The sequence below is a fragment of the Pseudomonas abyssi genome, assembly GCF_003444685.1.
Lineage (GTDB): Bacteria > Pseudomonadota > Gammaproteobacteria > Pseudomonadales > Pseudomonadaceae > Halopseudomonas > Halopseudomonas abyssi.
The window spans coordinates 6,943-27,309 of sequence record NZ_LMAZ01000012.1; the positions used below are offsets into that span (position 1 = coordinate 6,943).

Here is a 20,367-nt window from a genome sequence, read left to right on the forward strand (position 1 = left end):
GGGGGGCTGGGCAATCAGCCCCCCTTGGCTCGCCGTAAAAGGCGAAAGGCTGACTCAACGACAGCAAGACCTAGAATAACGTACGCTGAAGTCGGCAGCCAGGCTTGAGGCTAAAAGAAAGAAAAACCGCCGCACAGTCAGCCTGTGTAGCGGTTTTCTTCAGCGCTTTACTGGACGCGGCGTTCCGCGCCTCAGCGACTGCTTCAGTCGCCCTTCACCGGGATGCCGCTGACCGGCTGACCGTCCATGCTCGCTTCCTTGAGCATGATCTGATAGTGCTGGCCGTCGGTTTCGGTCTGGCTCAGGCGTACCAGCAGGTAGTTCCAGTCCTTGGCAAACCAGAGGGTGGTTTCGCGCTTGGCGTCGGGCTCGCGGATACGCTCTACCTCCACGGCGTCAAACTGGCCTACACGGGTGGTCACCCGGTCTTCGCCAACGACGCGGAAGTGGTATTCCTCTACCTCATCGCCATCCACTACGCGGTAGCGCATGTCCTGCTTGCCTGCTGCCAGGTCAGCCTGCAGGGCGAGCTGGTAGGTGGTTTTGTCCAGCAGACCGGGTTCGGTCGGCAGACTGAAGGCTTCGTCCTTGTACTGACCGTTGACTTGACCTTGCTGCCAGTCGAACTGCTGGGTGATTTCCTTGCCGCGGCCAAGGCCACGCCGTTCGTAGTGGTAGCTCAGAGGGCGAATTTGCTCATCAACAACCTGCAGGCTGCTTTGCTCTGTCAGGCGCGCTACAAACATGCTGGCACTGAACGAGAGTTGCCAGCTGCCGTCAGCGTTCTGCTGCAGGCTGTGGACTGCTTCGCCGTTGACCGGAATGTTCTTCATGTCGGCGGCGTAGCTGGCGCTGAAAGGGGTTAGTTCAAGTGCGCTGGCGCTGCCGGCGGCGAGGGTTAGTGCCAGTGTCGCCAGAGGGGCGATGAAAAAGCGGGTAGTGCGCGATCTGAGGTTGGCGTGCATCTTTTGTGTCTCACATGCTGGATTCAATGGTTTCCAGTCTTAGTCCACCGGATGGAATCGGCTTGCCGTCCAGGCTGGCCAGTCCGTTAATCAGGCGCAGTCGGCCACTGGCGAACCAGCGTACCACCAGCGGATACAGCCGATGTTCCTGTTGCTGTACCCGCTTCGCCAGGCTGTCAGCGTCGTCGTCGGGATGAACCACTACACGCCCCTGGAGCACCAGTGGGCCGCCGTCCAGCTCTTCGGTCACAAAGTGGATGCTGGCGCCGTGTTCGGCATCGCCTGCGTCCAGTGCCCGTTGGTGGGTCTGCAGACCTTTGTACTTCGGCAACAGGGACGGATGAATGTTCAACAACCTGCCATGAAAATGTGTCACGAAGGTGGCGGTCAGAATGCGCATAAAGCCCGCCAGTAGGACCAGATCAGGGGCAAAGGCGTCGATCTGTTCGATCAGAGCCTGGTCGTAGGCGGCGCGATCAGCGAAGCTGCGATGGTCCAGTGCGCGGGTTTCGATACCTGCGCTGCGGGCCCGCTCAAGGCCGTAGGCCTCGGCTTTGTTGGAAATGACGGCGACAACCTCGGCCGGTGCGTCGGCACCGGCCAGGTCGTCCAGAACTGCCTGCAGATTACTGCCTGATCCGGAGATCAGAACGACAACACGGCAGCTCACCGATCAGTTGCCCTGCAGGACAACGGCTTCGGCGCCGTCGGCGGCGCTGCTGATCTGACCGATGATCCAGGGTTGCTCGCCGGCGTCGCGCAGGCTTTGCAGCGCCGCGTCTGCCTGGTCGGCTGCAACGCAGATGACCATGCCGACGCCGCAGTTCAGCACGCGGTGCATCTCGGTTTCATCAACGTTGCCTTGCTCTTGCAGCCAGTTGAAGACAGCCGGACGCTGCCAGCTGTTCAGGTCGATAACGGCCTGGGCACCGTCCGGCAGCACGCGCGGAATGTTCTCCAGCAGGCCGCCGCCGGTGATGTGGGCCATGGCTTTAACAGCGCCGGTCTGTTTGATCAGTTGCAGCAGGGCCTTGACGTAGATACGGGTAGGCGCCATCAGCAGTTCACTGAGAGGCTTGCCGTCGAGCTGGGTGTCGTGGATGTTGATGCCGGCGACTTCGATGATCTTGCGGATCAGCGAGTAGCCGTTGGAGTGCGGGCCGGAGGAGGGCAGCGCAATCAGGGTGTCGCCGGTGCTCACCTTGGTGCCGTCGATGATGTCGGCCTTCTCGACCACGCCGACGCAGAAGCCGGCCAGATCGTAGTCTTCACCTTCGTACATGCCGGGCATCTCGGCGGTTTCGCCGCCAACCAGGGCGCAACCAGCCTGCTCGCAGCCAGCACCAATGCCGGTGACCACCTGCGCTGCGACGTCGATATTGAGCTTGCCGGTGGCGTAGTAGTCCAGGAAGAACAGCGGCTCGGCGCCACAGACGATCAGATCGTTGACGCACATGGCGACCAGGTCGATGCCGATGCTGTCGTGCATGCCCAGATCCATTGCCAGACGCAGCTTGGTGCCAACGCCGTCAGTGCCTGATACCAGGACCGGCTGGCGGTAACCTTCCGGGATTTCGCACAGCGCGCCAAAGCCGCCGAGACCGCCCATGACTTCGGGGCGGGCAGTGCGCTTGGCAACGTGCTTGATGCGGTCAACCAGGGCGTTGCCGGCGGCGATATCCACGCCGGCGTCTTTGTAGCTGATCGAAGGTTTGGAGGGCGTCTGGCTGCTCATGAGCGGGTCTCGAAGGGATCAAGGGACAAAATAGGTCCGCCGCCCCGTCATGCCTTGCCGGGCGCGGCGCCGGATAGCGGCATAGTCTATCAATTCATCGGCCTCAGAGCCATGCTGAAGGCGGCTCGGCCCGCCCGGACGCCATCCTGGCGCAGACGGCCACGCATCGCATGACGCTGCGGTTGCTGCGCACCGGTGGCTTGGTTAATGTAGAGAGCTTGGTCGGCTTGCAATACCTGCAGTCGAGCGTCCTGTGCCCGCCACCTTGACGGAACTGTTCATGCCCCTGTCGCGCTTTTTCTCTATCGGATTTCTCTCCCTATGCCTGCCCTTGGCTGCCCACGCGGCGGTGCTGGATTCGCTGTATGAGGTGCAACTGCCGCCGCAAGCCGATGCGGAGCAGGGTGCACAGTTGTCCAGCGCCCTGGACGTGATGCTGGAGCGACTGGCTGGCAACAACCTGGATGCTGAGGCCCCGGCGCTGGCCAAGGTGCTCGCCGAACCCAGCTCGGTGACCCGGCAGATCAGCGCACTGCAGGACGATGGCAGCATGCAGGTGGAGTTTGACCCCCTGCTGCTGCGTGATGCGCTGAGCCAGGCGAAGGTGCCGGTGTTAGGGCGCAATCGTCCGGGCGTGTTGGTGTGGGCCGTTCAGCGCGATGAGCTGGGGGGCGACTTCATGGCCCCCGGCAGCGAGATGGGCCAGGCACTGCGCACGGCGGCGCGGTTCCGTGGTGTGGCGCTGATGCAGCCGCTATCTGATCTGGAAGACCGCGCCAATATCAGCGAGGACGAAGTGCTCAAGGGTGATGCCGAGGCGCTGGAGGCGGCCAGCGAGCGCTATGCCAGCGAGGGTATCCTGGCCTTGGATGTGTACCGCGATGCGGGCGAGGATTGGCAGTTGGCCTGGACCTTCTGGCTCAACGACCGCACGCTCGAAGGCAAGGAGCGCAACACAGATCCCGCCGTGCTGGCCGACAACCTGATGCGCGCGCTGGCACTCGAAGTACACAGCCAGTACGCCGTCGGTGCGCAAGCGGATGGCACGGCGTCGGGTTGGACCTTGCACATCAGCGGTATCAACCGCGTTGGCGCTTTCGCTGACCTGCAGCGCAGCCTGCAGCAGTTGAGCAGCCAGCATCAGCCAAGCCTGGTCTCGGTCAGCGGCGACCAGGTGGTATTCGCCATTGACTTCCCCGGCGATCAGGCTCAGTTGGAGCGCATGCTCATGCTGGACCAGCGGCTGATTCGCGTCGAGGCACCGGTACAGCCAGCGTCTGAGCCCGAGGCACCGGCGTCTTCGCTGGAAGACGGCGCGGCAATCGAGCCCGAGTTGCCGGTTCAGGCGGCAGCGCCGTCCAATACCCTGTATTATCGCTGGCGCTAGCTCTCGGGCTGGCTTGGCTTATCAGGTTATCTAAGGACTGCCCCATGACCCCGGACTGTGACTACCGGGCGGCTGCTGTTGTTGTGCAGCCGGTGCCTACGTGTCTTGCGCTGTTGCGTGTGCTTGCTTCTGCTCTGGCGGAGGTGCGCTGATGTCTGCCGGACGGCCTATCCAGCTGCCGCTGGGTATCAAGCTGCGCGATGAGGCGACCTTTGCCAGCTATTACCCGGGGCCAAATGCCGGCGTGCTGGCTGCGACCCAGGCCTTTGCCGAACCGCAATCGTCGATTGAGGAGTGCTGTCTCTATCTCTGGGGCAGCGAAGGTACCGGACGTACTCATCTGTTGCAGGCTGCCTGTCATGCCCTGGCCGATGTGGGCGGGCTGGCCATGTACCTGCCACTGGATGAGCTGGTAGAGGAAGGGCCGCTGCTACTGGAAGGCATGGAATCGGTAGACCTGCTGTGCCTGGACAAGCTGGAAGCAGTGGCCGGCCGCCCTGATTGGGAAGAGGCGCTATTTCATCTGTATAACCGGTCGCGTGAGCAGGGCAGCCGTCTGCTGGTGGCGGCTGTCGCCGCGCCTCGGGCCTTGGGTTTGCAGTTGCCGGATCTGGCCTCGCGTTTGGGCTGGGGCCTGGTGTTCCAGTTGCAACCGCTGGATGACGCCGGAAAGCAGGAGGTGCTGAAGTTGCGTGCCGCGCAGCGTGGCTTGCAACTGACCGACGAGGTTGCGCGCTATATCCTCAGTCGTGGCGCGCGCGGTATGGGCGAACTGTTCGCTGCCCTGGAAACGCTGGATCAGGCGTCGCTGCGCGACCAGCACCGCTTGACGATTCCCTTCGTCAAGCGCGAGATGGGCTGGTAGCCTGGGAGCTCAGGTCTCGCCGCGCTCGACCCGCTGGGCTTGAAAGCTCCAGCGGATAAAGTAGAGTGCGGCGACAAAGTACAGCACGCTGAAGCCGCTCATCAGCAGTCCGTATTCCAGCCGTCCCGGCTGAAAGCAGATCAAGACCCCCTGAATGAAATACAGGTTGATGGCGAACGCCAGCCAGGCGTGTGTGCGCACGTGCGCGGTAATAACACCGGGCAGGAAGATCAGCAGCGGCAGCAGCTGTACGCCGATGACGATAACCGGATTGGCACCATGCAGGTCAGCGAAGAACAGGTTGTAACCCAGCATGGACAGCAACAGGCCGGCATAGCCGACCAGGGCGACCAGACGGCTGACGCGACAGCGTGGCTGCAGGTATTCCAGCGAGGGAAGAGGTTTCTTCTTAGCCACCGATCTTGGCTCCTGCCGCCAGTTGCTGTGTGATACTGCCGACCCGTGAGCCGAGCACGCGGCACAGGTGGCTTTCGTGCTCATCCAGGCGCCGATCCCCCTGGCTGCCGGCGTGATGGCTGGCGCCATAAGGCGTGCCGCCACCGCGTGTTTCGGTCAGGGCGCTCTCACTGTAAGGCAGGCCGACCAGCAGCATGCCGTGGTGCAGCAGCGGCAGCTGCATCGACAGCAGCGTCGACTCCTGGCCGCCATGCAGGCTGGCGGTGGAGGTGAAAACGGCAGCAGGCTTGCCGTTCAGACTGCCGCTCAGCCACAGGCTGCTGGTGCCGTCGATGAAGTACTTGAGCGGCGCGGCCATGTTGCCGAAGCGTGTCGGGCTGCCGAGGATCAGCGCAGAGCAGTGCTTGAGGTCGGCCTCGGTGCAGTAGATTGCGCCCTCGGTCGGCACCGGCGGCAGCGCGCTGGTGGTTTCTGGCGCCACCGGTGGCACGGTGCGCAGGCGCGCTTCCATGCCGGTGCTTTCAACGCCTTCAGCAATCAGTCTGGCCATTTCGGCGGTGGCACCATGGCGGCTGTAGTAGAGCACCAGAACGTAGGGTTCACTCATTCGAACAGCTCCAGTACGCGCTCAGGTGGGCGGCCGATGACCGCTTTGCCCTCGCGGATGACGATGGGCCGCTCGATCAGTTTGGGGTAGTCGACCATGGCTTGAACCAGCTGGGCTTCGGATAGCTCCGGGTTGGCTAGATTCAGTTCCTTGTAGGGATCCTCACCCTTGCGCATCAGCTCGCGAGCACTCAGCCCCAGGCGTTCCAGTAACTCGACCAGGGTGGCGGCGTCTGGCGGTGTGTCCAGGTAGCGAATGATGTCGATGTCGGCGCCCTGCCTCTCCAGCAGCTCCAGCGCCTGGCGGGATTTGGAGCAGCGCGGGTTGTGGTAAATGGTGGTGGTCATCGGTTGTCCTCCGGGGGCGCGGTGGCCTAAGGTTGGGGTTGGGGGTTATTCTAAGCGCTATTGCACCGGGCTGTCAGGGAGCAGGAATGCCGCGTCAACTGAACCAGTATTTGCACTTTGGCCGCTATCTGGCGCGCCGCTTTCTTGAGGATAACTGCATCAAGAATGCCGCAGCCCTGACCTATACCACGCTGTTTGCGGTCGTGCCGGTGATGACCGTTGCCTACGCCATGCTGGCGGCGATTCCGGCGTTTGATCAGGTTGGCGGTCAAGTTGAAGCTTTTATCTTCAAGAATTTTCTGCCGGCCAGCGGCGCTGCGCTGCAGGAGCACCTGAGCGCCTTTTCCAGTCAGGCCCGGCAGCTGACCGGCGCCGGTGTCGCGCTGTTGATGGTCACCGCATTGATGATGCTGGTGAATATCGAGAAGGCATTCAACGCCATCTGGCGCATCCGTCAGCCCCGGCGTGGCCTGTCCAGCTTTCTGCTGTACTGGGCGGTACTCAGTATCGGCCCGCTGCTGCTGGGCGCGGGGTTTGTGGTCAGCACCTACGTTGCGTCCATGTCCTTCTTTCAGGAAGGTGCCTTCCTGGCCTCGGCCTGGAGTGGCATGCTGCGCTTCTTGCCGTTGATACTGAGTATCGCCGCCTTCACTCTGCTGTTTGTCGCCGTGCCCAATACCCGCGTGCCGCTGAAGTTTGGCGTGGCCGGCGGGGTGCTGGTGGCCTTATTGTTTGAGGGCGCCAAGGGATGTTTTGCCCTGTATGTGAAGCTGTTTCCCGGGTACCAGCTGATTTATGGCGCTTTTGCGGCGGTGCCGCTGTTTCTGCTGTGGATTTACGTCAGCTGGCTGATCATCCTGTTGGGCGCCGAGCTGGTCAGCAATATGGGTAACGGCTTTGCCTGGCGCCGACCGGATTACCCCTGGATGATCAATCTGCTGGTGTTGTTGAGGCTGTTTTTGTTGGCGCAGCAGCAGGGGCGGCAGGTGGATCTGGCCTATGTGAACGGCAGTGGCTGGTCGATGCACGAAGAAATGTGGCTGCAGTTGACTGATTGGCTGGAGAGCGAGTCGCTGATCGCACGTACCCAGGGGGGTGGCTACGTCCTGTGCCGTGACCTGGATCAGGTCGAACTGAGCGCTATCCTGGAGCGGATACCGGAGCCGCCGCTAACTCATGAATCCCTGCCGGCTGCCTTGTCGGGCAATCAGGACTGGTTTGCCGGCTTCAGCGAAGCGCTGGCGGAGGCCGATCGGGCGCGTCGCCAGGCGCTGCGTGGCAGCGTTAAGCACTGGCTGCTGAGCGACGGGCTAGTGGCCGCGCCAATGCCGTCTCGGGAGGTCAGCTCATGAGAGTGCTGTTGCTATGCGCGAGCGTGCTATTGGCTGCCTGTGATGCGGCAGGGCCTTGGCGCGATCAGTACGGCCGGTCTGTAGAGGCGGCGGCGCTCAGTCAGGGGCGGGTGCTGGTGAATTACTGGGCTGAGTGGTGCGGCCCCTGCCGGGATGAGTTGCCCGAGCTGAACCGGCTGGCAGCGGAGTTGCCTGTCGGCCGGGTGCTTGGTGTTGACTACGACGGCGCCGCTGGGAAGCAGCTACGCCAGACCAGCGAGCGCATGGGTATTGCGTTTCCGGTGTTGGGCGATGATTTCGTTCAGGATTTTGAGCTGCCGCGTCCGCAGGTGCTGCCAACCACTTACCTGCTGGACGCCGAGGGACGGATTGTTGAGGTGCTGCAGGGGCCGCAGCATTACGACAGCCTCATGCCGCTGATGACAGCAAACTCCGACAATAATAAGGAACAGGGCAATGAGTGAAATCTGTGTGCAGGGCAGGGTACGCGGTGTAGTGCAGGGTGTGGGCTTTCGGCAGGCGACGGTCCGTGAGGCCAATCGCCTGGGCGTCAGTGGCTGGGTGCGCAATGAAGAGGATGGCAGCGTCAGCGTTCTGCTCTGCGGCCCGGAAGACGCGCTGGAAGCCATGACCGGCTGGCTGCGCCGTGGCCCGCGCACGGCCAAGGTAGAGAGCGTCGAGCTGGCCGGTTGCCTTTGGCAGGACATTGCCGGTTTTGCCCAGTTGGGCTAGAACGCCCTGTCAGGCGGCCATACTGCCTTGTTCGGGTGGAGCCGTTAGTCTGCGGGTGTCGGCGGGTGCTTACGGCGTGACGTACCAGTAGCTGTACCAGTAATCCAGCACCTTGTCCGGGTAGCGATTGCTGCCAAGGCTGCCGTTGTAGCGCGCCAGTGCCCGGCGCAGGTTGCCATTTTCCTTGTCCAGATAGAACTTGAGAATCGCACAGCCATACTGCAGGTTGGTCGCCAGGTCGATGAGGTTGTCATCGGGGCGGCCAATCTCGGCCTTCCAGAATGGCATCACCTGCATGACACCTTGGGCGCCGACGTAAGACAGCGCGTAGGGGTCAAACAAACTTTCCACATGCATGACGGCCAGCACCAGGTCGGGCTTCAGGCCCGCGCGGGTAGCAGCCTGGTGCACCAGTCGCAGCAGCCGCAGGCGCTGCTGCTCGTCGCGAATGTACGGAGTCATTCGGGTTGACATGTCGAGGAGCCAGACCTCGGCATCAAAACGGTCATGAAAGCTGTCCGCGCTGGCGATGGCCTGCTTGAGTTCGGCCCGCAACTCCGGGTCAACCGGCGGCGTGGTGGTGTTGGCACCGGCCGTTTGTGCGGCAAGCCAGCTCAGCAGAAGCAGCACGATCCTTGTGCGCATGGGCTATTCCTGCGGTGTAGTGGCGTTATCCAGCGCCTGGACGAACTCACCTTGCAGGTGCGGGTCGCCGGTGGTGAGCAGAATCAGCATGTTTTCCAGCTGACTGGCTTCTTCCTTTAGGCCCAGCTGGCGCAGACGCTCGATACGGTCCACCCACTGCTCGACGTCGTCTTCTTCCAGGTTGTCGTAGATCAGCTCCGAGGCTTCGTGCAACACGCTGCGCAGTTCACGGTCGATCAGCAGGGTGGCCTCGGCGCGTACTTCGGGCGTTGCCTGTGCGTCCAGTTCAATCACACGCAACTGGTCGAAGTCCACGGGCACGATATCCTCGTCCAGCAGGTTCAGGCGCAGCTGGCCGTCGCTGTCGGTTTGCCGGGTCACCGCCAGCTCGCCCAGCTGGATGGTCAGGGTGCGCTCGGCCCAGGGCAAGGTCTGGTACTGGCGGTGCTCATCTTGCAAGGTGCCCTGGGCGTCGTACTGGCGGATGCTGAACAGTCTGCTTTCGGTGACGCGAATGTTGCGATGCGGCGTGTCCATGACCAGCGGCTCGCCGGTTTCGATGTGCAGGCTGTGGCTCAGCAGTTCGCGCTCGATCTGCGGCGCGACCATTGTGTTTGACGCCGGTGCGCTGCTGCAGGCTTGCAGCAGACCCAGCACCGCGCCCGCGCCAAGCAGGCGCGCGGCTAGCGGATAAGTGGCGGTGTGCATCATCAGTTGCTCTGTACGCGCTCCAGCAGATATTGCAACATCTGGTCGGCAGCGACCGTGATTGCGTCCTGATCGCGTCGGTATTTGTATTCCAGCTGGCCGTCAGCCAGGCCGCGATCGCTGATCACGACGCGGTGCGGGATGCCGATCAGGTCCATGTCGGCAAACTTGACGCCAGGGCTGGTTTTCTTGTCGCGGTCATCCAGCAGTACTTCAACGCCTGCTGCCTGCAGGCCGTCGTACAGCGCCATGGTGGCTTGCTGAACGGCTTCGGAGCTTTCCATCTTCATCGGCACCAGGGCTACCTGGAAAGGCGCCAGCGCGTCAGGCCAGAGGATGCCGCGCGTGTCGTAGTTCTGCTCGATGGCCGCTGCGACCACGCGGGATACGCCGATGCCGTAGCAGCCCATGGTCAGCAGCTGGGTTTTGCCCTGTTCGTTCAGTACGTTGCAGTTCATCGCTTCGCTGTATTTTTTGCCCAGCTGGAAGATATGCCCGACTTCAATGCCGCGTTTGATAATCAAGGTGCCTTCGCCGTCGGGGCTAATGTCGCCCTCAACGACGTTGCGCAGGTCGGCAACCTGGTCAAATTGTGCATCGCGTTCCCAGTTCACCCCGGTGTAATGCTTGCCGTCGACGTTTGCGCCACAGACAAAGTCGGCCAGGTGCGCAGCACTGTGGTCGGCAATGACGGTGACCGGCAGTTTGACCGGGCCGATGGAGCCGGGCTTGCAGCCGATGGTGTCGATGATCTGGGCTTCGCTGGCGAAGGTCAGCGGTGCGTGTACCAAGGGTAGGTGCTCAGCTTTGATCTCGTTCAGCTCGTGGTCACCGCGCAGGACCAGAGCCACTAGCGGCTGCGCCTCGCCTTCTTCGGCAGCGCCCAGCACGATCAGGGTTTTTACCGATTGCTCGGGCGGCAGCTGCAGGAACTCGCTGACCGCGGCGATGGTGACCTGGTTGGGCGTGTCGACCAGCGTCAGCTCCTGGCTGGCAGCGGGGCGGTTGCCCTGGGGCAGCTGGGCGGTGGCTTTTTCCATATTGGCGGCGTAGCTGCCGCTGGAGGAAAACACGATGGCATCTTCGCCGGAGTCGGCCAGCACGTGAAATTCGTGGGAGCCCTCACCACCAATGGATCCGTTGTCCGCTACGACCGGGCGAAACTCCAGACCCAGGCGACTGAAAATGTTGCAGTACGCCTGGTACATGCCGTCATAGGTCTGCTGCAGGGACTCTTGGGTCAGGTGGAAGGAGTAAGCGTCCTTCATCAGAAATTCGCGGCCACGCATCAGACCAAAACGCGGACGGATCTCGTCGCGGAACTTGGTCTGAATCTGATACATGTTGATCGGCAGCTGTTTGTAGCTGGTGATCTCGTTGCGCGCCAGATCGGTGATGACTTCTTCGTGCGTCGGGCCGACACAGAACTCGCGGTCGTGGCGGTCCTTCAGGCGCAGCAGCTCGGGGCCGTACTGCTCCCAGCGGCCGGATTCCTGCCAGAGTTCGGCAGGCTGAATGGCGGGCATCAGCACTTCGAGTGCGCCGGCCTTGTCCATCTCGTCACGTACGACAGCCTCCACCTTGCGCAGTACGCGCAGGCCCATTGGCAGCCAGGTGTACAGGCCCGACGCAATCTTGCGGATCATGCCGGCGCGCAGCATCAGCTGGTGGCTGATGACGGTGGCGTCCGAGGGGGTTTCCTTGAGGGTGGAAATCAGATAATGGCTGGTACGCATGAGCTAGTCAGGTCCTGAGCAGAGACGGGCAGAATGGGCGCTATTGTACGATTGTGCCGGTGCAGCGTACAGCCCGCGGGTCAGGCTGTTGTTGCCGACCGACGGGCAACAAAAAACCCGGCCGAAGCCGGGTTTTTTGGTACTGCCTGGGCTGCTTAGAGCAGGGTCCAGGTGTAGCCGACGATCAGACGGTTTTCGTCGACGTCGCCGCCGTCCAGGGCTGCGTCCTGGCGAACGGTGGCGTTACGCCAGCGGAAGTTCACGCCTTCCAGCGGACCGGCCTGCACGGTGTAGCGTACTTCGCTGTCACGCTCCCAGCGAGAGTCACGGTTTACGCCGGCATGTTGCGGGGCGTTGGTGTTGATGTCGGTACCGGCGATGTAGCGGGTCATGAAACTCAGACCTGGGATGCCCAGACCAGCGAAGTCATAGTCATAACGCGCTTGGTAGGACTTCTCGTCAACGGCGTTGAAGTCAGCGTACTGAACGGAGTTGGCGATAAAGATTTCACCGTCGTCGTACAGGTAACGGCCGTCGCCACTCATCTGCTGGTAGGCCAGACCAAAGCCGTGGTAGCCAGTGTTCAGGGTCACGGCGATGGAGGCGGCCTGGTTGTCGAATTCGGTACCATCGGCGGAGTCGTCGTCGCTGGTATCGTAGTAGGCAACGTTAGTGTTCAGGCTGGTGCCTTCGCTCAGCGGGACAGTCCAGTCAAAGCCGGCGAACACGCGCTCGTACTGGTCTTCGCTGTCGGCGCCGTACAGAGTGGCGCTGAAGTTGTCAGTGAAGGTGTAGGTACCGCCAGCGTAGGTCAGGTCTTTATCGTCGCCGTGGATGCCGTCGGTCTCACTGGAGTCAGCCATTTCGCCACGATCGGTCAGGCGACCGGCTTCAACAAACAGACCGTCGATGGAGCTGTTGGTGATGCTGTAGCCCTGGTAGTGGTTGGGCAGCAGACGGGAGTCGTCATAGGCAGCAACCGGGTTTTCTGGCATGTGATAGCCGTAACGAATGACGGTGTCATCCAGGATGGCCATTTTGACGGCGCCACGGATTTCCATGTACTCGGCTTCAGCACGACCGTTGCTGTCAACCGGCAGCAGGCCAGTGCCGGAGCGGCCGCGGCCACTGTCCAGCTTGATACCTTCCTGGGCCATGACGTCTGCACCAAAGCCGATCGGGCCTTGGGTGTAGCCGGACTCAAAGTTCAGCAAAAAGCTGGTTGCGGTTTCTTCGCGCTTGCTTTGACCGACGTTGTCACGAAAATCGCGGTTGAAGTAAACAGTGCGGTTGTACAGGGTGGCGGAGGCGCCTTCGACAAAACCTTCGCCCTCTGCCATTGCCTGGCTAGCCAGCAGACCATTGCCTGCAGCCACTGCCAGTGCCAGCGAGCTCCATTTAACTGCGTTCTTCATTGTGTGCTCCTTTGATTAAAAGAAAACCGTTAGGCTCCAAGCGGATTCGGCTTCTTGTTTTCGCCTTATATTAAAGCATCTGTATTGGAACAGTGAAAGCAAGCGCTGAAAAAACAGCACCTTGTTAATGGATGTTTATAAGTTATTGCAGGCAAAATGGCGAGGTTTGCCGCTGTTTTTATATGTGAGCTGTGCGGCATTCCCGAAAAATGTAAGTTGCAGTTCTGGTTTGAGACGGTTTTCTTTTTTGTTTGCTATTGCGAGGCTTGCCAAGCATGTTTGAGTTGCATTCGCAGTTACAGGCTGACTGTGTCGTAGTGGGGGACTTCCCGCTTTGCCGGTTGTTGTTGTTGAACGATCGTCAATATCCCTGGTTCATACTGGTGCCGCGACGCGACGCCTTGCGTGAGGTGTTCGAGCTGTCTGTGGAAGATCGAGCGCAGTTTCACCTGGAGTCGGATGTGTTGGCGCAGGTGCTCAATGACGCCTTTGCTGCAGACAAGATGAACATTGCTGCGCTGGGCAATATGGTGCCACAACTGCACGTACATCATATTGTTCGCTACCGGCAGGACCCTGCCTGGCCGGCGCCAGTGTGGGGCAAGTTGCCCGCCATTCCCTATGCAGGGGATGAGCTGGCTGACAGGTTGCAGCGAGTGCGCACGGCACTGGATGGCAAGGCTGGTTTTGATGAGGTGCTTCGATGAGTGAGCGTATGTTGACCGAGCGTATGGATGAGCTGGAGTCGCGTCTGGCGTTTCAGGACGACACTATTCAGGCCCTGAACGACGTGATCGCTGCGCAGCAGTTGGAGCTGGGGCGCCTGCGGCGCTCACTGGAGTTGCTTGCTCAGCGCCAAGCCGACTTTGCTGCCCAGCTACCGGATGGCGGAGGCGACGAGGCGCCGCCTCCGCACTATTAGGACTGACCACACTGATTGGTTCCGAGCGCTCACTAATCAGTGTTTCCCCCGACTAGTCGAGGATGGCTACTTCCTCGGCCTGCAAGCCTTTCTCGCGCTTGGCAACGGTGTATTCAACACGTTGCCCTTCCTGCAGCACCCGGTGTCCATCGCCCTGAATCGAGCGGAAGTGGACGAACACGTCACTGCCGGAGTCGCGGGTAATAAAGCCAAAGCCTTTGCTGGTATTAAACCATTTGACCGTGCCCATCTCGCGGCCATCGTTGGCTTTGCCCTGGCGCTCCTGCTTGGGGCGAGGCTTGCGCGTGGTGGGCGTCTCTGCGGTGGTTGGCCGGGATCCGCTGCTCAGCTCCGCTGCCAGTGTCAGCAGGCTGGACAGGCAGACGCCGAGGACGCCGGCGGCCAGAGCCCAGATGTTCCAGTCAATAAAGTATGAGCTGACCAGCAGGCTGCAGAAGGGAATGCAGGCAGCCAGGATGAGGAGCGTGGAGCTGGCCAGAGAGACAGCGCCGGCTGCGCCTTGTTTTGGTAGTTCGGTTTGATTGAATTGCTGCAGATTGATCAGGCCGGTCAGTACGGCCAGTAGGCCGATATAGTTGATCGGGGCGGATTGAGTGAAGAACGGAATGCTGTGAAGCAGGCCAGTCAGCAGGACGCCGACACCTGTCACCAGATGCAGATAACGAAGGGTTTTCAAGAGGCTCACCATGGATGCAACGATTTAGTATTGTCATGTCGACAGGCCGATGGCTGTGGCGCTGCCGGATGGCACTCTAACCTGAAAACGCCCGGCTACCAAGCCGGGCGCTGTCGCGTTGCGGGCGAGGGAGGGGAGTTCAGCCTTCGAGCAGGCTGCGCAGCATCCAGGCCGTTTTCTCGTGTGTCTGCATGCGCTGGGTCAGCAGGTCAGCCGTTGGCTCGTCGTGAGCTTCGTCACAGATCGGGAAGACGCTGCGTGCGGTGCGGACGCAGGCTTCATGGCCTTCAACCAGCAGACGGATCATGTCCTTAGCTTCCGGCACGCCGTCTTCTTCCTTGATGCTGCTGAGTTCGACAAACTGCTTGTAGGTGCCCGGCGCCGGGAAACCCAGGGTGCGAATGCGCTCGGCGATATCGTCAACCGCCAGCGCCAGTTCGTTGTAGTGGGTTTCGAACATCAGGTGCAGGGTCTGAAACATCGGCCCTTTCACGTTCCAGTGAAAGTTGTGGGTCTTCAGGTAGAGGGTGTAGGTGTCGGCCAGCAGGCGCGACAGGCCCTCAGCGATTTGTCCGCGATCCGTTTCGGTAATGCCGATATCAATCTTCATCATGGCTCCTCATGGTTGTCTGGCGGCGCGGCGTCGTGAGGCGCAGCGTCCGCAGTAACAGGTTACTTGTTCTGAGTGCAGATTGGCTGTTGGGTTCCCGTTGCGTATCGCCTTGGTGCTGCGAGCCGTGTCGAGGCTCCCTCGTTGGCCAAGTTTCGGGTATATTATGGCGTTTTTCTTCAGGCGCTCGTCGATGCGGTAAAAGGCCGCTGCGGCAACTGACGCCAAATTTGCCGACCACAGGAATCACCACACCATGATGCGTAGCCACTATTGCGGCCAGCTGAACCAATCGCTGGCGGATCAGGAAATCACTCTTTGCGGTTGGGTACACCGCCGTCGTGACCATGGTGGGGTCATCTTCCTGGATATCCGTGACCGCGAAGGCCTGGCCCAGGTCGTCTTCGATCCGGATCGTGCCGAGACCTTTGCCAAGGCCGACCGTGTCCGCAGCGAGTATGTTGTCAAAGTGACCGGTAAGGTGCGTCTGCGCCCGGAAGGTGCTCGCAATGCCAACATGGCCTCCGGCGACATTGAAGTGCTGGGTTATGAGCTGGAAGTGCTGAACGAAGCCGATACGCCGCCGTTCCCGCTGAATGAATACAGTGACGTGGGTGAGGAAACGCGCCTGCGCTACCGCTTTATCGACCTGCGCCGCCCGGAAATGGCGGAGAAGCTCAAGCTGCGCTCGCAGATCACCAGCAGCATTCGCCGCTACCTCGACGAGAACGGCTTCCTGGATGTCGAAACCCCGATTCTGACCCGTGCCACTCCTGAGGGGGCGCGTGACTATCTGGTGCCCAGCCGCACCCATCCCGGCCACTTCTTCGCGCTGCCGCAGTCGCCACAGCTGTTCAAGCAGCTGCTGATGGTGTCCGGGTTTGATCGCTACTATCAGATCGCCAAGTGCTTCCGCGACGAAGACCTGCGTGCCGATCGTCAGCCCGAGTTCACTCAGATCGACATTGAGACCAGCTTCCTGGATGAGTCCGACATCATGGGGCTGACCGAGGGTATGATCCGCCAGCTGTTCAAGCAGGTGTTGGATGTGGATCTGGGCGAGTTTCCACATATGACCTTCGAGGAAGCCATGCGTCGCTATGGCTCCGACAAGCCTGATCTGCGTAACCCGCTGGAACTGGTAGACGTAGCCGACCAACTGACCGAGGTGGAATTCAAGGTGTTCAGTGGTCCGGCGACCGACCCGAAAGGCCGCGTTGCAGCGCTGCGGGTGCCTGGTGGTGCCAGCATGCCGCGCAAGCAGATCGACGACTACACCAAGTTTGTCGGCATCTACGGCGCCAAGGGTCTGGCCTACATCAAGGTTAATGAGCGTGCCAAGGGCGTTGAAGGCCTGCAGTCGCCGATCGTCAAGTTCATTCCGGAAGCCAATCTGGAAGAAATCCTCAATCGCGTGGGTGCGGTCGATGGCGATATCGTCTTCTTCGGTGCTGACAAGGCGAAGATCGTGTCCGAGGCGCTGGGCGCACTGCGCATCAAGCTCGGTCATGACCTGGACTTGCTGACCTCTGAGTGGGCGCCGCTGTGGGTGGTCGACTTCCCGATGTTTGAAGAGACCGATGATGGCTCGCTGTCTGCGCTGCATCACCCGTTCACCGCGCCCAAGTGCTCACCGCAAGAGCTGCAGGCGAATCCGTCGACCGCGCTGTCACGCGCTTACGACATGGTGCTGAACGGTACTGAGCTGGGCGGCGGTTCGATCCGTATTCACCGCAAGGAAATGCAGCAGGCCGTGTTCAACATTCTGGGCATCAGCGCCGACGAGCAGCAGGAGAAGTTCGGCTTCCTGCTGGACGCACTGAAGTTTGGTGCACCGCCGCATGGTGGCCTGGCCTTTGGTCTGGACCGTCTGGTCATGCTGGTAACCGGTGCGCAGTCGATTCGTGAAGTCATCGCCTTCCCGAAAACTCAGAGCGCAGCCTGTGTCATGACCCAGGCACCGGGTCTGGTGGACAACAAGGCACTGCGTGAGCTGAGCATTCGTCTGCGCGAGCAGACCAAGGTCGAGTAAGTCTTATACCCCCGGTTGCGTCCAGCGTGTAACCGGGGCCTGTTTTATCTGGAGTTGTGTTATGGCCGGTCATTCCAAATGGGCCAATATCAAGCATCGCAAGGCCGCGCAGGACGCCAAGCGAGGCAAAGTTTTCACCAAGCTGATTCGCGAGTTGACCGTGTCGGCCAAGGTGGGTGGCGGCAACCCGGCGGATAATCCGCGTCTGCGTGCGGCGGTGGATAAGGCGTTGGGTGCAAACATGACCCGCGACACCATCGACCGTGCCATCGCCCGTGGTGCCGGCAGCAATGATGCCGACAACATGGAAGAGCTGACCTATGAAGGATACGGCGCCGGCGGTGTTGCTGTGCTGGTTGAGGCCATGACCGATAATCGCAACCGGACAGTCAGCGAAGTGCGTCATGCGTTTGGTAAATGTGGCGGCAACCTGGGTACCGATGGTTCGGTGGCCTACCTGTTTACTCGTCGCGGACAGATTGGCTTTGCTGCGGGCACGGATGAAGACGCACTGATGGAAGTGGCGCTGGAGGCCGGTGCTGAGGATGTTGTCGCCAATGACGACGGCTCCTTTGATGTGTTTACCAGCTTCGAGGAGTTCGGCGCGGTACGTGATGCGCTTGAGAGTGCCGGTTTTTCCGCTGAGTCAGCCGAGGTGGCGATGATTCCATCGACCGAGGCTGAGCTGGATCTGGATACCGCGCAAAAGGTTGTCCGGCTGATCGACATGCTGGAAGATCTGGATGATGTGCAGAACGTTTACTCCAATGCCTCGATCTCCGACGAGATTCTGGAGCAGCTGGAGTGATGGTGTTGCTGCGGCTGGTCGACGAGGGAGGCGTAGGCCTCCCTTTTTTCTATGGGTTGCTTGCTGATGGGTGACAGATGGCGCTGATACTGGGGATTGATCCCGGCTCCCGGATAACGGGCTTCGGCATTGTGCGTCACGAAGCGGGGCGGCAAGAGTACGTCACATCCGGCTGTATCCGTGTGGGCGAGGGCGCCTTCCCCGAGCGACTGCAGAAGATATTTCATTATCTTAGTGAGTTGATCGAGCAGTATCGGCCAGAGGTTGTCAGCATCGAGCAGGTATTTATGGCGCGTAATCCGGACTCCGCGCTCAAGCTCGGGCAGGCGCGGGGGGCTGCCATTGTCGCGGCGGTGAACGCCGGCCTGACAGTACATGAATACAGTGCTCGGCAGGTCAAGCAGGCAGTGGTGGGTACCGGGGCTGCGGACAAGAAGCAGGTGCAGCACATGGTGACTCAGCTGCTGGGGCTGGCGGGCACACCGCAGGCTGATGCGGCCGATGCGCTGGCGATTGCGCTGTGCCATGCGCACATGACGGGGGTGCAGCGCCAAATGGGTAATGTCGCCCTGGCCGTGCGTGCTGGGCGGGTGCGTCGACGCTAACCGAATAGAAGGAAGCAGGGTAAGTGATAGGACGTTTGACTGGAATTTTGCTGGAAAAGCAGCCCCCGCATATCCTTGTGGATGTACAGGGTGTCGGTTACGAGCTGGATGCGCCGATGAGTACCTTCTACCAGTTGCCGGCGCTCGGCGAAAAAGTGACGCTGCATACCCACATGGTCGTGCGTGAAGACGCTCAGCTGCTGTATGCCTTTGCCGACAAGCGCGGGCGTGAATTGTTTCGCGAGCTGATTCGCCTTAATGGTGTCGGTCCCAAGCTGGCGCTGGCGCTGATGTCCGGGATGGACGTCGATGAGCTGGTCATGGCGGTTCAGCATCAGGATGTGAGTGCTCTGGTCAGGGTCCCGGGGGTTGGCAAGAAGACCGCTGAGCGGCTGCTGATTGAACTGCGTGATCGTTTCAAGGCCTGGGATGCCGCACCTGGTGCGATGGTGCTGGCGGGGCCGGTCGGCGCAGGCGCGGCGCCAGTCAAGCCGAGCGCGGATGCTGTCAGCGCCTTGATTGCTCTGGGCTACAAGCCTCAGGAAGCCAGCAAGGCGGTGTCGGCGGTCGATGAAGACGGTCTCAGCAGTGAAGAGTTGATTCGCCGGGCGCTCAAGGGCATGGTGTAGAGCGCGCGCTGAGGGCCGCAACGCCTCCCTTTTTGATGGATAAGACATGCTGGAAGAAGATCGCCTGATTGCGGCAACGCCCAGGCAGCAGGAAGAAGTCATTGATCGGGCGATTCGTCCGCTGAAGCTGGCCGACTACATAGGTCAGCCGACCGTGCGCGAACAGATGGAGTTGTTCATCAAGGCTGCCAGAGGACGTGGCGAGGCGCTGGATCATGTGTTGATCTTCGGCCCGCCCGGCCTCGGCAAAACCACCCTCGCCAATATTATCGCGCAGGAGATGGGTGCCAAGATCAAGAGCACCTCCGGTCCGGTGTTGGAGCGCGCCGGCGATCTGGCTGCGCTGCTGACGAACCTGGAAGCGGGCGACGTGCTTTTTGTGGACGAGATACACCGCCTGTCGCCGGTTGTTGAAGAGATTCTCTATCCGGCGATGGAGGACTACCAGCTCGATATCATGATCGGCGAAGGGCCTGCCGCGCGATCAATCAAACTGGATCTGCCGCCCTTTACCCTGGTCGGCGCGACGACGCGGGCTGGCATGCTGACCAACCCGCTGCGCGATCGCTTCGGCATTGTGCAGCGGCTGGAGTTCTATTCGGTTGCTGACCTGGCAACGATCGTGGCGCGCTCTGCTGCCATTCTCGGTCTGCAGATGGATGACGGCGGCGCCCGCGAGATCGCCCGTCGTTCCCGTGGCACCCCTCGCATCGCCAATCGTCTGCTGCGCCGGGTACGCGACTTTGCCGAGGTGCGCAGCGCGGGTGTGATCAGTGCTGACGTGGCCGATCAGGCGTTGAACCTGCTGGATGTGGATGAGCAGGGTTTTGATCACATGGACCGCCGTCTGCTGCTTACCATGATCGACAAATTTGATGGTGGCCCGGTTGGCATTGACAACCTTGCTGCGTCGATCAGCGAGGAGCGTCACACGATTGAAGACGTACTTGAGCCCTACCTGATTCAGCAGGGTTTTATCATGCGTACGCCCCGCGGTCGGGTGGTCACGCGCCATGCCTATCAGCATTTTGGCCTAAATGCGCCAGCCCGCATGGCACCTGCCTCTGCGGATTTGTTTGATGACCCGGCGGCGCCCGATTCGCCTTGAAAAATATTTTTGCAAATAGCGAGTAAACCCACTATGCAAAACCTT

The 20,367-nt window shown here is 60.9% G+C and carries 24 protein-coding genes; 12 read left to right on the forward strand and 12 right to left on the reverse strand.

Annotated features, from left to right (window positions below):
- Positions 1 to 203: 203 nt before the first annotated feature.
- From ASB58_RS19140 to purM, 3 genes are read right to left on the reverse strand one after another with little or no spacing between them, the layout of a single operon-like run.
- Positions 204 to 965, reverse strand: a complete 762-nt coding sequence (locus ASB58_RS19140) for a DUF3108 domain-containing protein (RefSeq protein WP_118131995.1) — start codon at positions 963 to 965, stop codon at positions 204 to 206.
- Between the two features lie 10 nt (positions 966 to 975).
- Positions 976 to 1,635 carry a phosphoribosylglycinamide formyltransferase gene (gene purN, locus ASB58_RS19145; protein WP_118131996.1) on the reverse strand — a complete coding sequence of 220 codons (660 nt, stop codon included), beginning with the start codon at positions 1,633 to 1,635 and terminating at the stop codon, positions 976 to 978.
- Positions 1,636 to 1,638: 3 nt separating this feature from the next.
- Positions 1,639 to 2,700: a phosphoribosylformylglycinamidine cyclo-ligase gene (gene purM / locus ASB58_RS19150; RefSeq protein ID WP_118131997.1), complete on the reverse strand. Its 1,062-nt coding sequence runs from the start codon at positions 2,698 to 2,700 to the stop codon at positions 1,639 to 1,641.
- A gap of 280 nt (positions 2,701 to 2,980) precedes the next feature.
- Here purM and ASB58_RS19155 point away from each other — a divergent pair, with 280 nt between their 5' ends.
- Positions 2,981 to 4,087 (forward strand): DUF2066 domain-containing protein, encoded by a 1,107-nt coding sequence (locus ASB58_RS19155; RefSeq protein WP_118131998.1) that lies wholly within the window; start codon positions 2,981 to 2,983, stop codon positions 4,085 to 4,087.
- A gap of 151 nt (positions 4,088 to 4,238) precedes the next feature.
- Positions 4,239 to 4,952: a DnaA regulatory inactivator Hda gene (gene hda, locus ASB58_RS19160; protein WP_118131999.1), complete on the forward strand. Its 714-nt coding sequence runs from the start codon at positions 4,239 to 4,241 to the stop codon at positions 4,950 to 4,952.
- A 9-nt stretch (positions 4,953 to 4,961) separates the two neighbouring features.
- Here hda and ASB58_RS19165 read toward each other — a convergent pair whose 3' ends face one another.
- Genes ASB58_RS19165 through arsC form a run of 3 tightly spaced genes read right to left on the reverse strand, consistent with a single transcriptional unit; the run spans position 4,962 to position 6,323 of the window.
- Complete coding sequence (locus tag ASB58_RS19165) at positions 4,962 to 5,369, reverse strand: DUF2069 domain-containing protein (protein WP_235827343.1); 408 nt, start codon at positions 5,367 to 5,369, stop codon at positions 4,962 to 4,964.
- Positions 5,362 to 5,976, reverse strand: a complete 615-nt coding sequence (gene wrbA / locus ASB58_RS19170) for an NAD(P)H:quinone oxidoreductase (protein WP_118132000.1) — start codon at positions 5,974 to 5,976, stop codon at positions 5,362 to 5,364. The genes ASB58_RS19165 and wrbA overlap by 8 nt, the downstream gene beginning before the upstream one ends.
- Complete coding sequence (gene arsC / locus ASB58_RS19175) at positions 5,973 to 6,323, reverse strand: arsenate reductase (glutaredoxin) (RefSeq protein WP_096006277.1); 351 nt, start codon at positions 6,321 to 6,323, stop codon at positions 5,973 to 5,975. Before arsC ends, wrbA begins: the two co-directional genes overlap by 4 nt.
- 86 nt (positions 6,324 to 6,409) lie before the next feature.
- On the opposite strand from arsC, the gene ASB58_RS19180 reads away from it, so the two are divergent.
- From ASB58_RS19180 to yccX, 3 genes are read left to right on the forward strand one after another with little or no spacing between them, the layout of a single operon-like run.
- Positions 6,410 to 7,675, forward strand: a complete 1,266-nt coding sequence (locus ASB58_RS19180; RefSeq protein ID WP_118132001.1) for a YihY family inner membrane protein — start codon at positions 6,410 to 6,412, stop codon at positions 7,673 to 7,675.
- Positions 7,672 to 8,139: a TlpA family protein disulfide reductase gene (locus tag ASB58_RS19185; protein ID WP_118132002.1), complete on the forward strand. Its 468-nt coding sequence runs from the start codon at positions 7,672 to 7,674 to the stop codon at positions 8,137 to 8,139. Before ASB58_RS19180 ends, ASB58_RS19185 begins: the two co-directional genes overlap by 4 nt.
- The gene (gene yccX / locus ASB58_RS19190; RefSeq protein WP_118132003.1) at positions 8,132 to 8,407 is read left to right on the forward strand and encodes an acylphosphatase; all 276 of its coding nucleotides are present in this window, start codon (positions 8,132 to 8,134) and stop codon (positions 8,405 to 8,407) included. Before ASB58_RS19185 ends, yccX begins: the two co-directional genes overlap by 8 nt.
- Positions 8,408 to 8,476: 69 nt before the next feature.
- On the opposite strand, the gene ASB58_RS19195 is transcribed toward yccX, so the two are convergent.
- The 4 genes from ASB58_RS19195 to ASB58_RS19210 all read right to left on the reverse strand — a co-directional run bounded on the left by ASB58_RS19195 (position 8,477) and on the right by ASB58_RS19210 (position 12,911).
- Positions 8,477 to 9,052, reverse strand: coding sequence for a lytic transglycosylase domain-containing protein (locus ASB58_RS19195; protein ID WP_118132004.1), 576 nt, complete (start codon positions 9,050 to 9,052; stop codon positions 8,477 to 8,479).
- Positions 9,053 to 9,055: 3 nt separating this feature from the next.
- Entirely contained in the window at positions 9,056 to 9,763 is a 708-nt protein-coding gene (locus ASB58_RS19200; protein WP_118132005.1) for a hypothetical protein, read from the reverse strand.
- A complete protein-coding gene (locus ASB58_RS19205) occupies positions 9,763 to 11,496 on the reverse strand; it encodes a proline--tRNA ligase (protein ID WP_118132006.1) in 1,734 nt (577 codons plus the stop codon). Before ASB58_RS19205 ends, ASB58_RS19200 begins: the two co-directional genes overlap by 1 nt.
- 155 nt (positions 11,497 to 11,651) lie before the next feature.
- On the reverse strand, positions 11,652 to 12,911 hold the full coding sequence (locus tag ASB58_RS19210) for an OprD family porin (protein WP_118132007.1): 1,260 nt from the start codon (positions 12,909 to 12,911) through the stop codon (positions 11,652 to 11,654).
- Between the two features lie 275 nt (positions 12,912 to 13,186).
- Between ASB58_RS19210 and ASB58_RS19215 the strand changes: the two genes are divergently transcribed.
- Together ASB58_RS19215 and ASB58_RS19220 are read left to right on the forward strand one after the other, a co-directional pair.
- Complete coding sequence (locus ASB58_RS19215; protein ID WP_118132008.1) at positions 13,187 to 13,618, forward strand: HIT family protein; 432 nt, start codon at positions 13,187 to 13,189, stop codon at positions 13,616 to 13,618.
- Positions 13,615 to 13,833: a SlyX family protein gene (locus ASB58_RS19220; protein WP_407920693.1), complete on the forward strand. Its 219-nt coding sequence runs from the start codon at positions 13,615 to 13,617 to the stop codon at positions 13,831 to 13,833. Before ASB58_RS19215 ends, ASB58_RS19220 begins: the two co-directional genes overlap by 4 nt.
- Positions 13,834 to 13,885: 52 nt before the next feature.
- Here the strand turns inward: ASB58_RS19220 and ASB58_RS20400 are convergent, their stop codons facing one another.
- Both ASB58_RS20400 and ASB58_RS19230 read right to left on the reverse strand, forming a co-directional pair.
- Positions 13,886 to 14,530: a cold-shock protein gene (locus ASB58_RS20400; protein ID WP_328587551.1), complete on the reverse strand. Its 645-nt coding sequence runs from the start codon at positions 14,528 to 14,530 to the stop codon at positions 13,886 to 13,888.
- A gap of 139 nt (positions 14,531 to 14,669) precedes the next feature.
- Positions 14,670 to 15,140: a Dps family protein gene (locus ASB58_RS19230; protein WP_096006286.1), complete on the reverse strand. Its 471-nt coding sequence runs from the start codon at positions 15,138 to 15,140 to the stop codon at positions 14,670 to 14,672.
- A gap of 256 nt (positions 15,141 to 15,396) precedes the next feature.
- Between ASB58_RS19230 and aspS the strand changes: the two genes are divergently transcribed.
- The 5 genes from aspS (at position 15,397) to ruvB (ending at position 20,322) form a co-directional block, all read left to right on the forward strand.
- Positions 15,397 to 17,172: an aspartate--tRNA ligase gene (gene aspS / locus ASB58_RS19235; RefSeq protein WP_118132010.1), complete on the forward strand. Its 1,776-nt coding sequence runs from the start codon at positions 15,397 to 15,399 to the stop codon at positions 17,170 to 17,172.
- A 61-nt stretch (positions 17,173 to 17,233) separates the two neighbouring features.
- Positions 17,234 to 17,980 carry a YebC/PmpR family DNA-binding transcriptional regulator gene (locus ASB58_RS19240; RefSeq protein ID WP_118132011.1) on the forward strand — a complete coding sequence of 249 codons (747 nt, stop codon included), beginning with the start codon at positions 17,234 to 17,236 and terminating at the stop codon, positions 17,978 to 17,980.
- 77 nt (positions 17,981 to 18,057) lie between these two features.
- Positions 18,058 to 18,585, forward strand: a complete 528-nt coding sequence (gene ruvC, locus ASB58_RS19245; protein WP_118132012.1) for a crossover junction endodeoxyribonuclease RuvC — start codon at positions 18,058 to 18,060, stop codon at positions 18,583 to 18,585.
- Positions 18,586 to 18,608: 23 nt separating this feature from the next.
- On the forward strand, positions 18,609 to 19,214 hold the full coding sequence (ruvA, locus tag ASB58_RS19250) for a Holliday junction branch migration protein RuvA (RefSeq protein WP_096006290.1): 606 nt from the start codon (positions 18,609 to 18,611) through the stop codon (positions 19,212 to 19,214).
- Positions 19,215 to 19,260: 46 nt separating this feature from the next.
- Positions 19,261 to 20,322: a Holliday junction branch migration DNA helicase RuvB gene (gene ruvB / locus ASB58_RS19255; protein WP_118132013.1), complete on the forward strand. Its 1,062-nt coding sequence runs from the start codon at positions 19,261 to 19,263 to the stop codon at positions 20,320 to 20,322.
- Positions 20,323 to 20,367: the final 45 nt, after the last annotated feature.

Bases quoted from the DNA above. Each gene is read 5' to 3' on its own strand.
- ASB58_RS19140 (WP_118131995.1), bottom strand. From the start codon at position 965: ATGCACGCCAACCTCAGATCGCGCACTACCCGCTTTTTCATCGCCCCT.
- purM (WP_118131997.1), bottom strand. From the start codon at position 2,700: ATGAGCAGCCAGACGCCCTCCAAACCTTCGATCAGCTACAAAGACGCC.
- ASB58_RS19155 (WP_118131998.1), top strand. From the start codon at position 2,981: ATGCCCCTGTCGCGCTTTTTCTCTATCGGATTTCTCTCCCTATGCCTG.
- hda (WP_118131999.1), top strand. From the start codon at position 4,239: ATGTCTGCCGGACGGCCTATCCAGCTGCCGCTGGGTATCAAGCTGCGC.
- wrbA (WP_118132000.1), bottom strand. From the start codon at position 5,976: ATGAGTGAACCCTACGTTCTGGTGCTCTACTACAGCCGCCATGGTGCC.
- arsC (WP_096006277.1), bottom strand. From the start codon at position 6,323: ATGACCACCACCATTTACCACAACCCGCGCTGCTCCAAATCCCGCCAG.
- ASB58_RS19180 (WP_118132001.1), top strand. From the start codon at position 6,410: ATGCCGCGTCAACTGAACCAGTATTTGCACTTTGGCCGCTATCTGGCG.
- ASB58_RS19185 (WP_118132002.1), top strand. From the start codon at position 7,672: ATGAGAGTGCTGTTGCTATGCGCGAGCGTGCTATTGGCTGCCTGTGAT.
- yccX (WP_118132003.1), top strand. From the start codon at position 8,132: ATGAGTGAAATCTGTGTGCAGGGCAGGGTACGCGGTGTAGTGCAGGGT.
- ASB58_RS19195 (WP_118132004.1), bottom strand. From the start codon at position 9,052: ATGCGCACAAGGATCGTGCTGCTTCTGCTGAGCTGGCTTGCCGCACAA.
- ASB58_RS19200 (WP_118132005.1), bottom strand. From the start codon at position 9,763: ATGATGCACACCGCCACTTATCCGCTAGCCGCGCGCCTGCTTGGCGCG.
- ASB58_RS19205 (WP_118132006.1), bottom strand. From the start codon at position 11,496: ATGCGTACCAGCCATTATCTGATTTCCACCCTCAAGGAAACCCCCTCG.
- ASB58_RS19210 (WP_118132007.1), bottom strand. From the start codon at position 12,911: ATGAAGAACGCAGTTAAATGGAGCTCGCTGGCACTGGCAGTGGCTGCA.
- ASB58_RS19215 (WP_118132008.1), top strand. From the start codon at position 13,187: ATGTTTGAGTTGCATTCGCAGTTACAGGCTGACTGTGTCGTAGTGGGG.
- ASB58_RS19220 (WP_407920693.1), top strand. From the start codon at position 13,615: ATGAGTGAGCGTATGTTGACCGAGCGTATGGATGAGCTGGAGTCGCGT.
- ASB58_RS19230 (WP_096006286.1), bottom strand. From the start codon at position 15,140: ATGAAGATTGATATCGGCATTACCGAAACGGATCGCGGACAAATCGCT.
- aspS (WP_118132010.1), top strand. From the start codon at position 15,397: ATGATGCGTAGCCACTATTGCGGCCAGCTGAACCAATCGCTGGCGGAT.
- ASB58_RS19240 (WP_118132011.1), top strand. From the start codon at position 17,234: ATGGCCGGTCATTCCAAATGGGCCAATATCAAGCATCGCAAGGCCGCG.
- ruvC (WP_118132012.1), top strand. From the start codon at position 18,058: ATGGCGCTGATACTGGGGATTGATCCCGGCTCCCGGATAACGGGCTTC.
- ruvB (WP_118132013.1), top strand. From the start codon at position 19,261: ATGCTGGAAGAAGATCGCCTGATTGCGGCAACGCCCAGGCAGCAGGAA.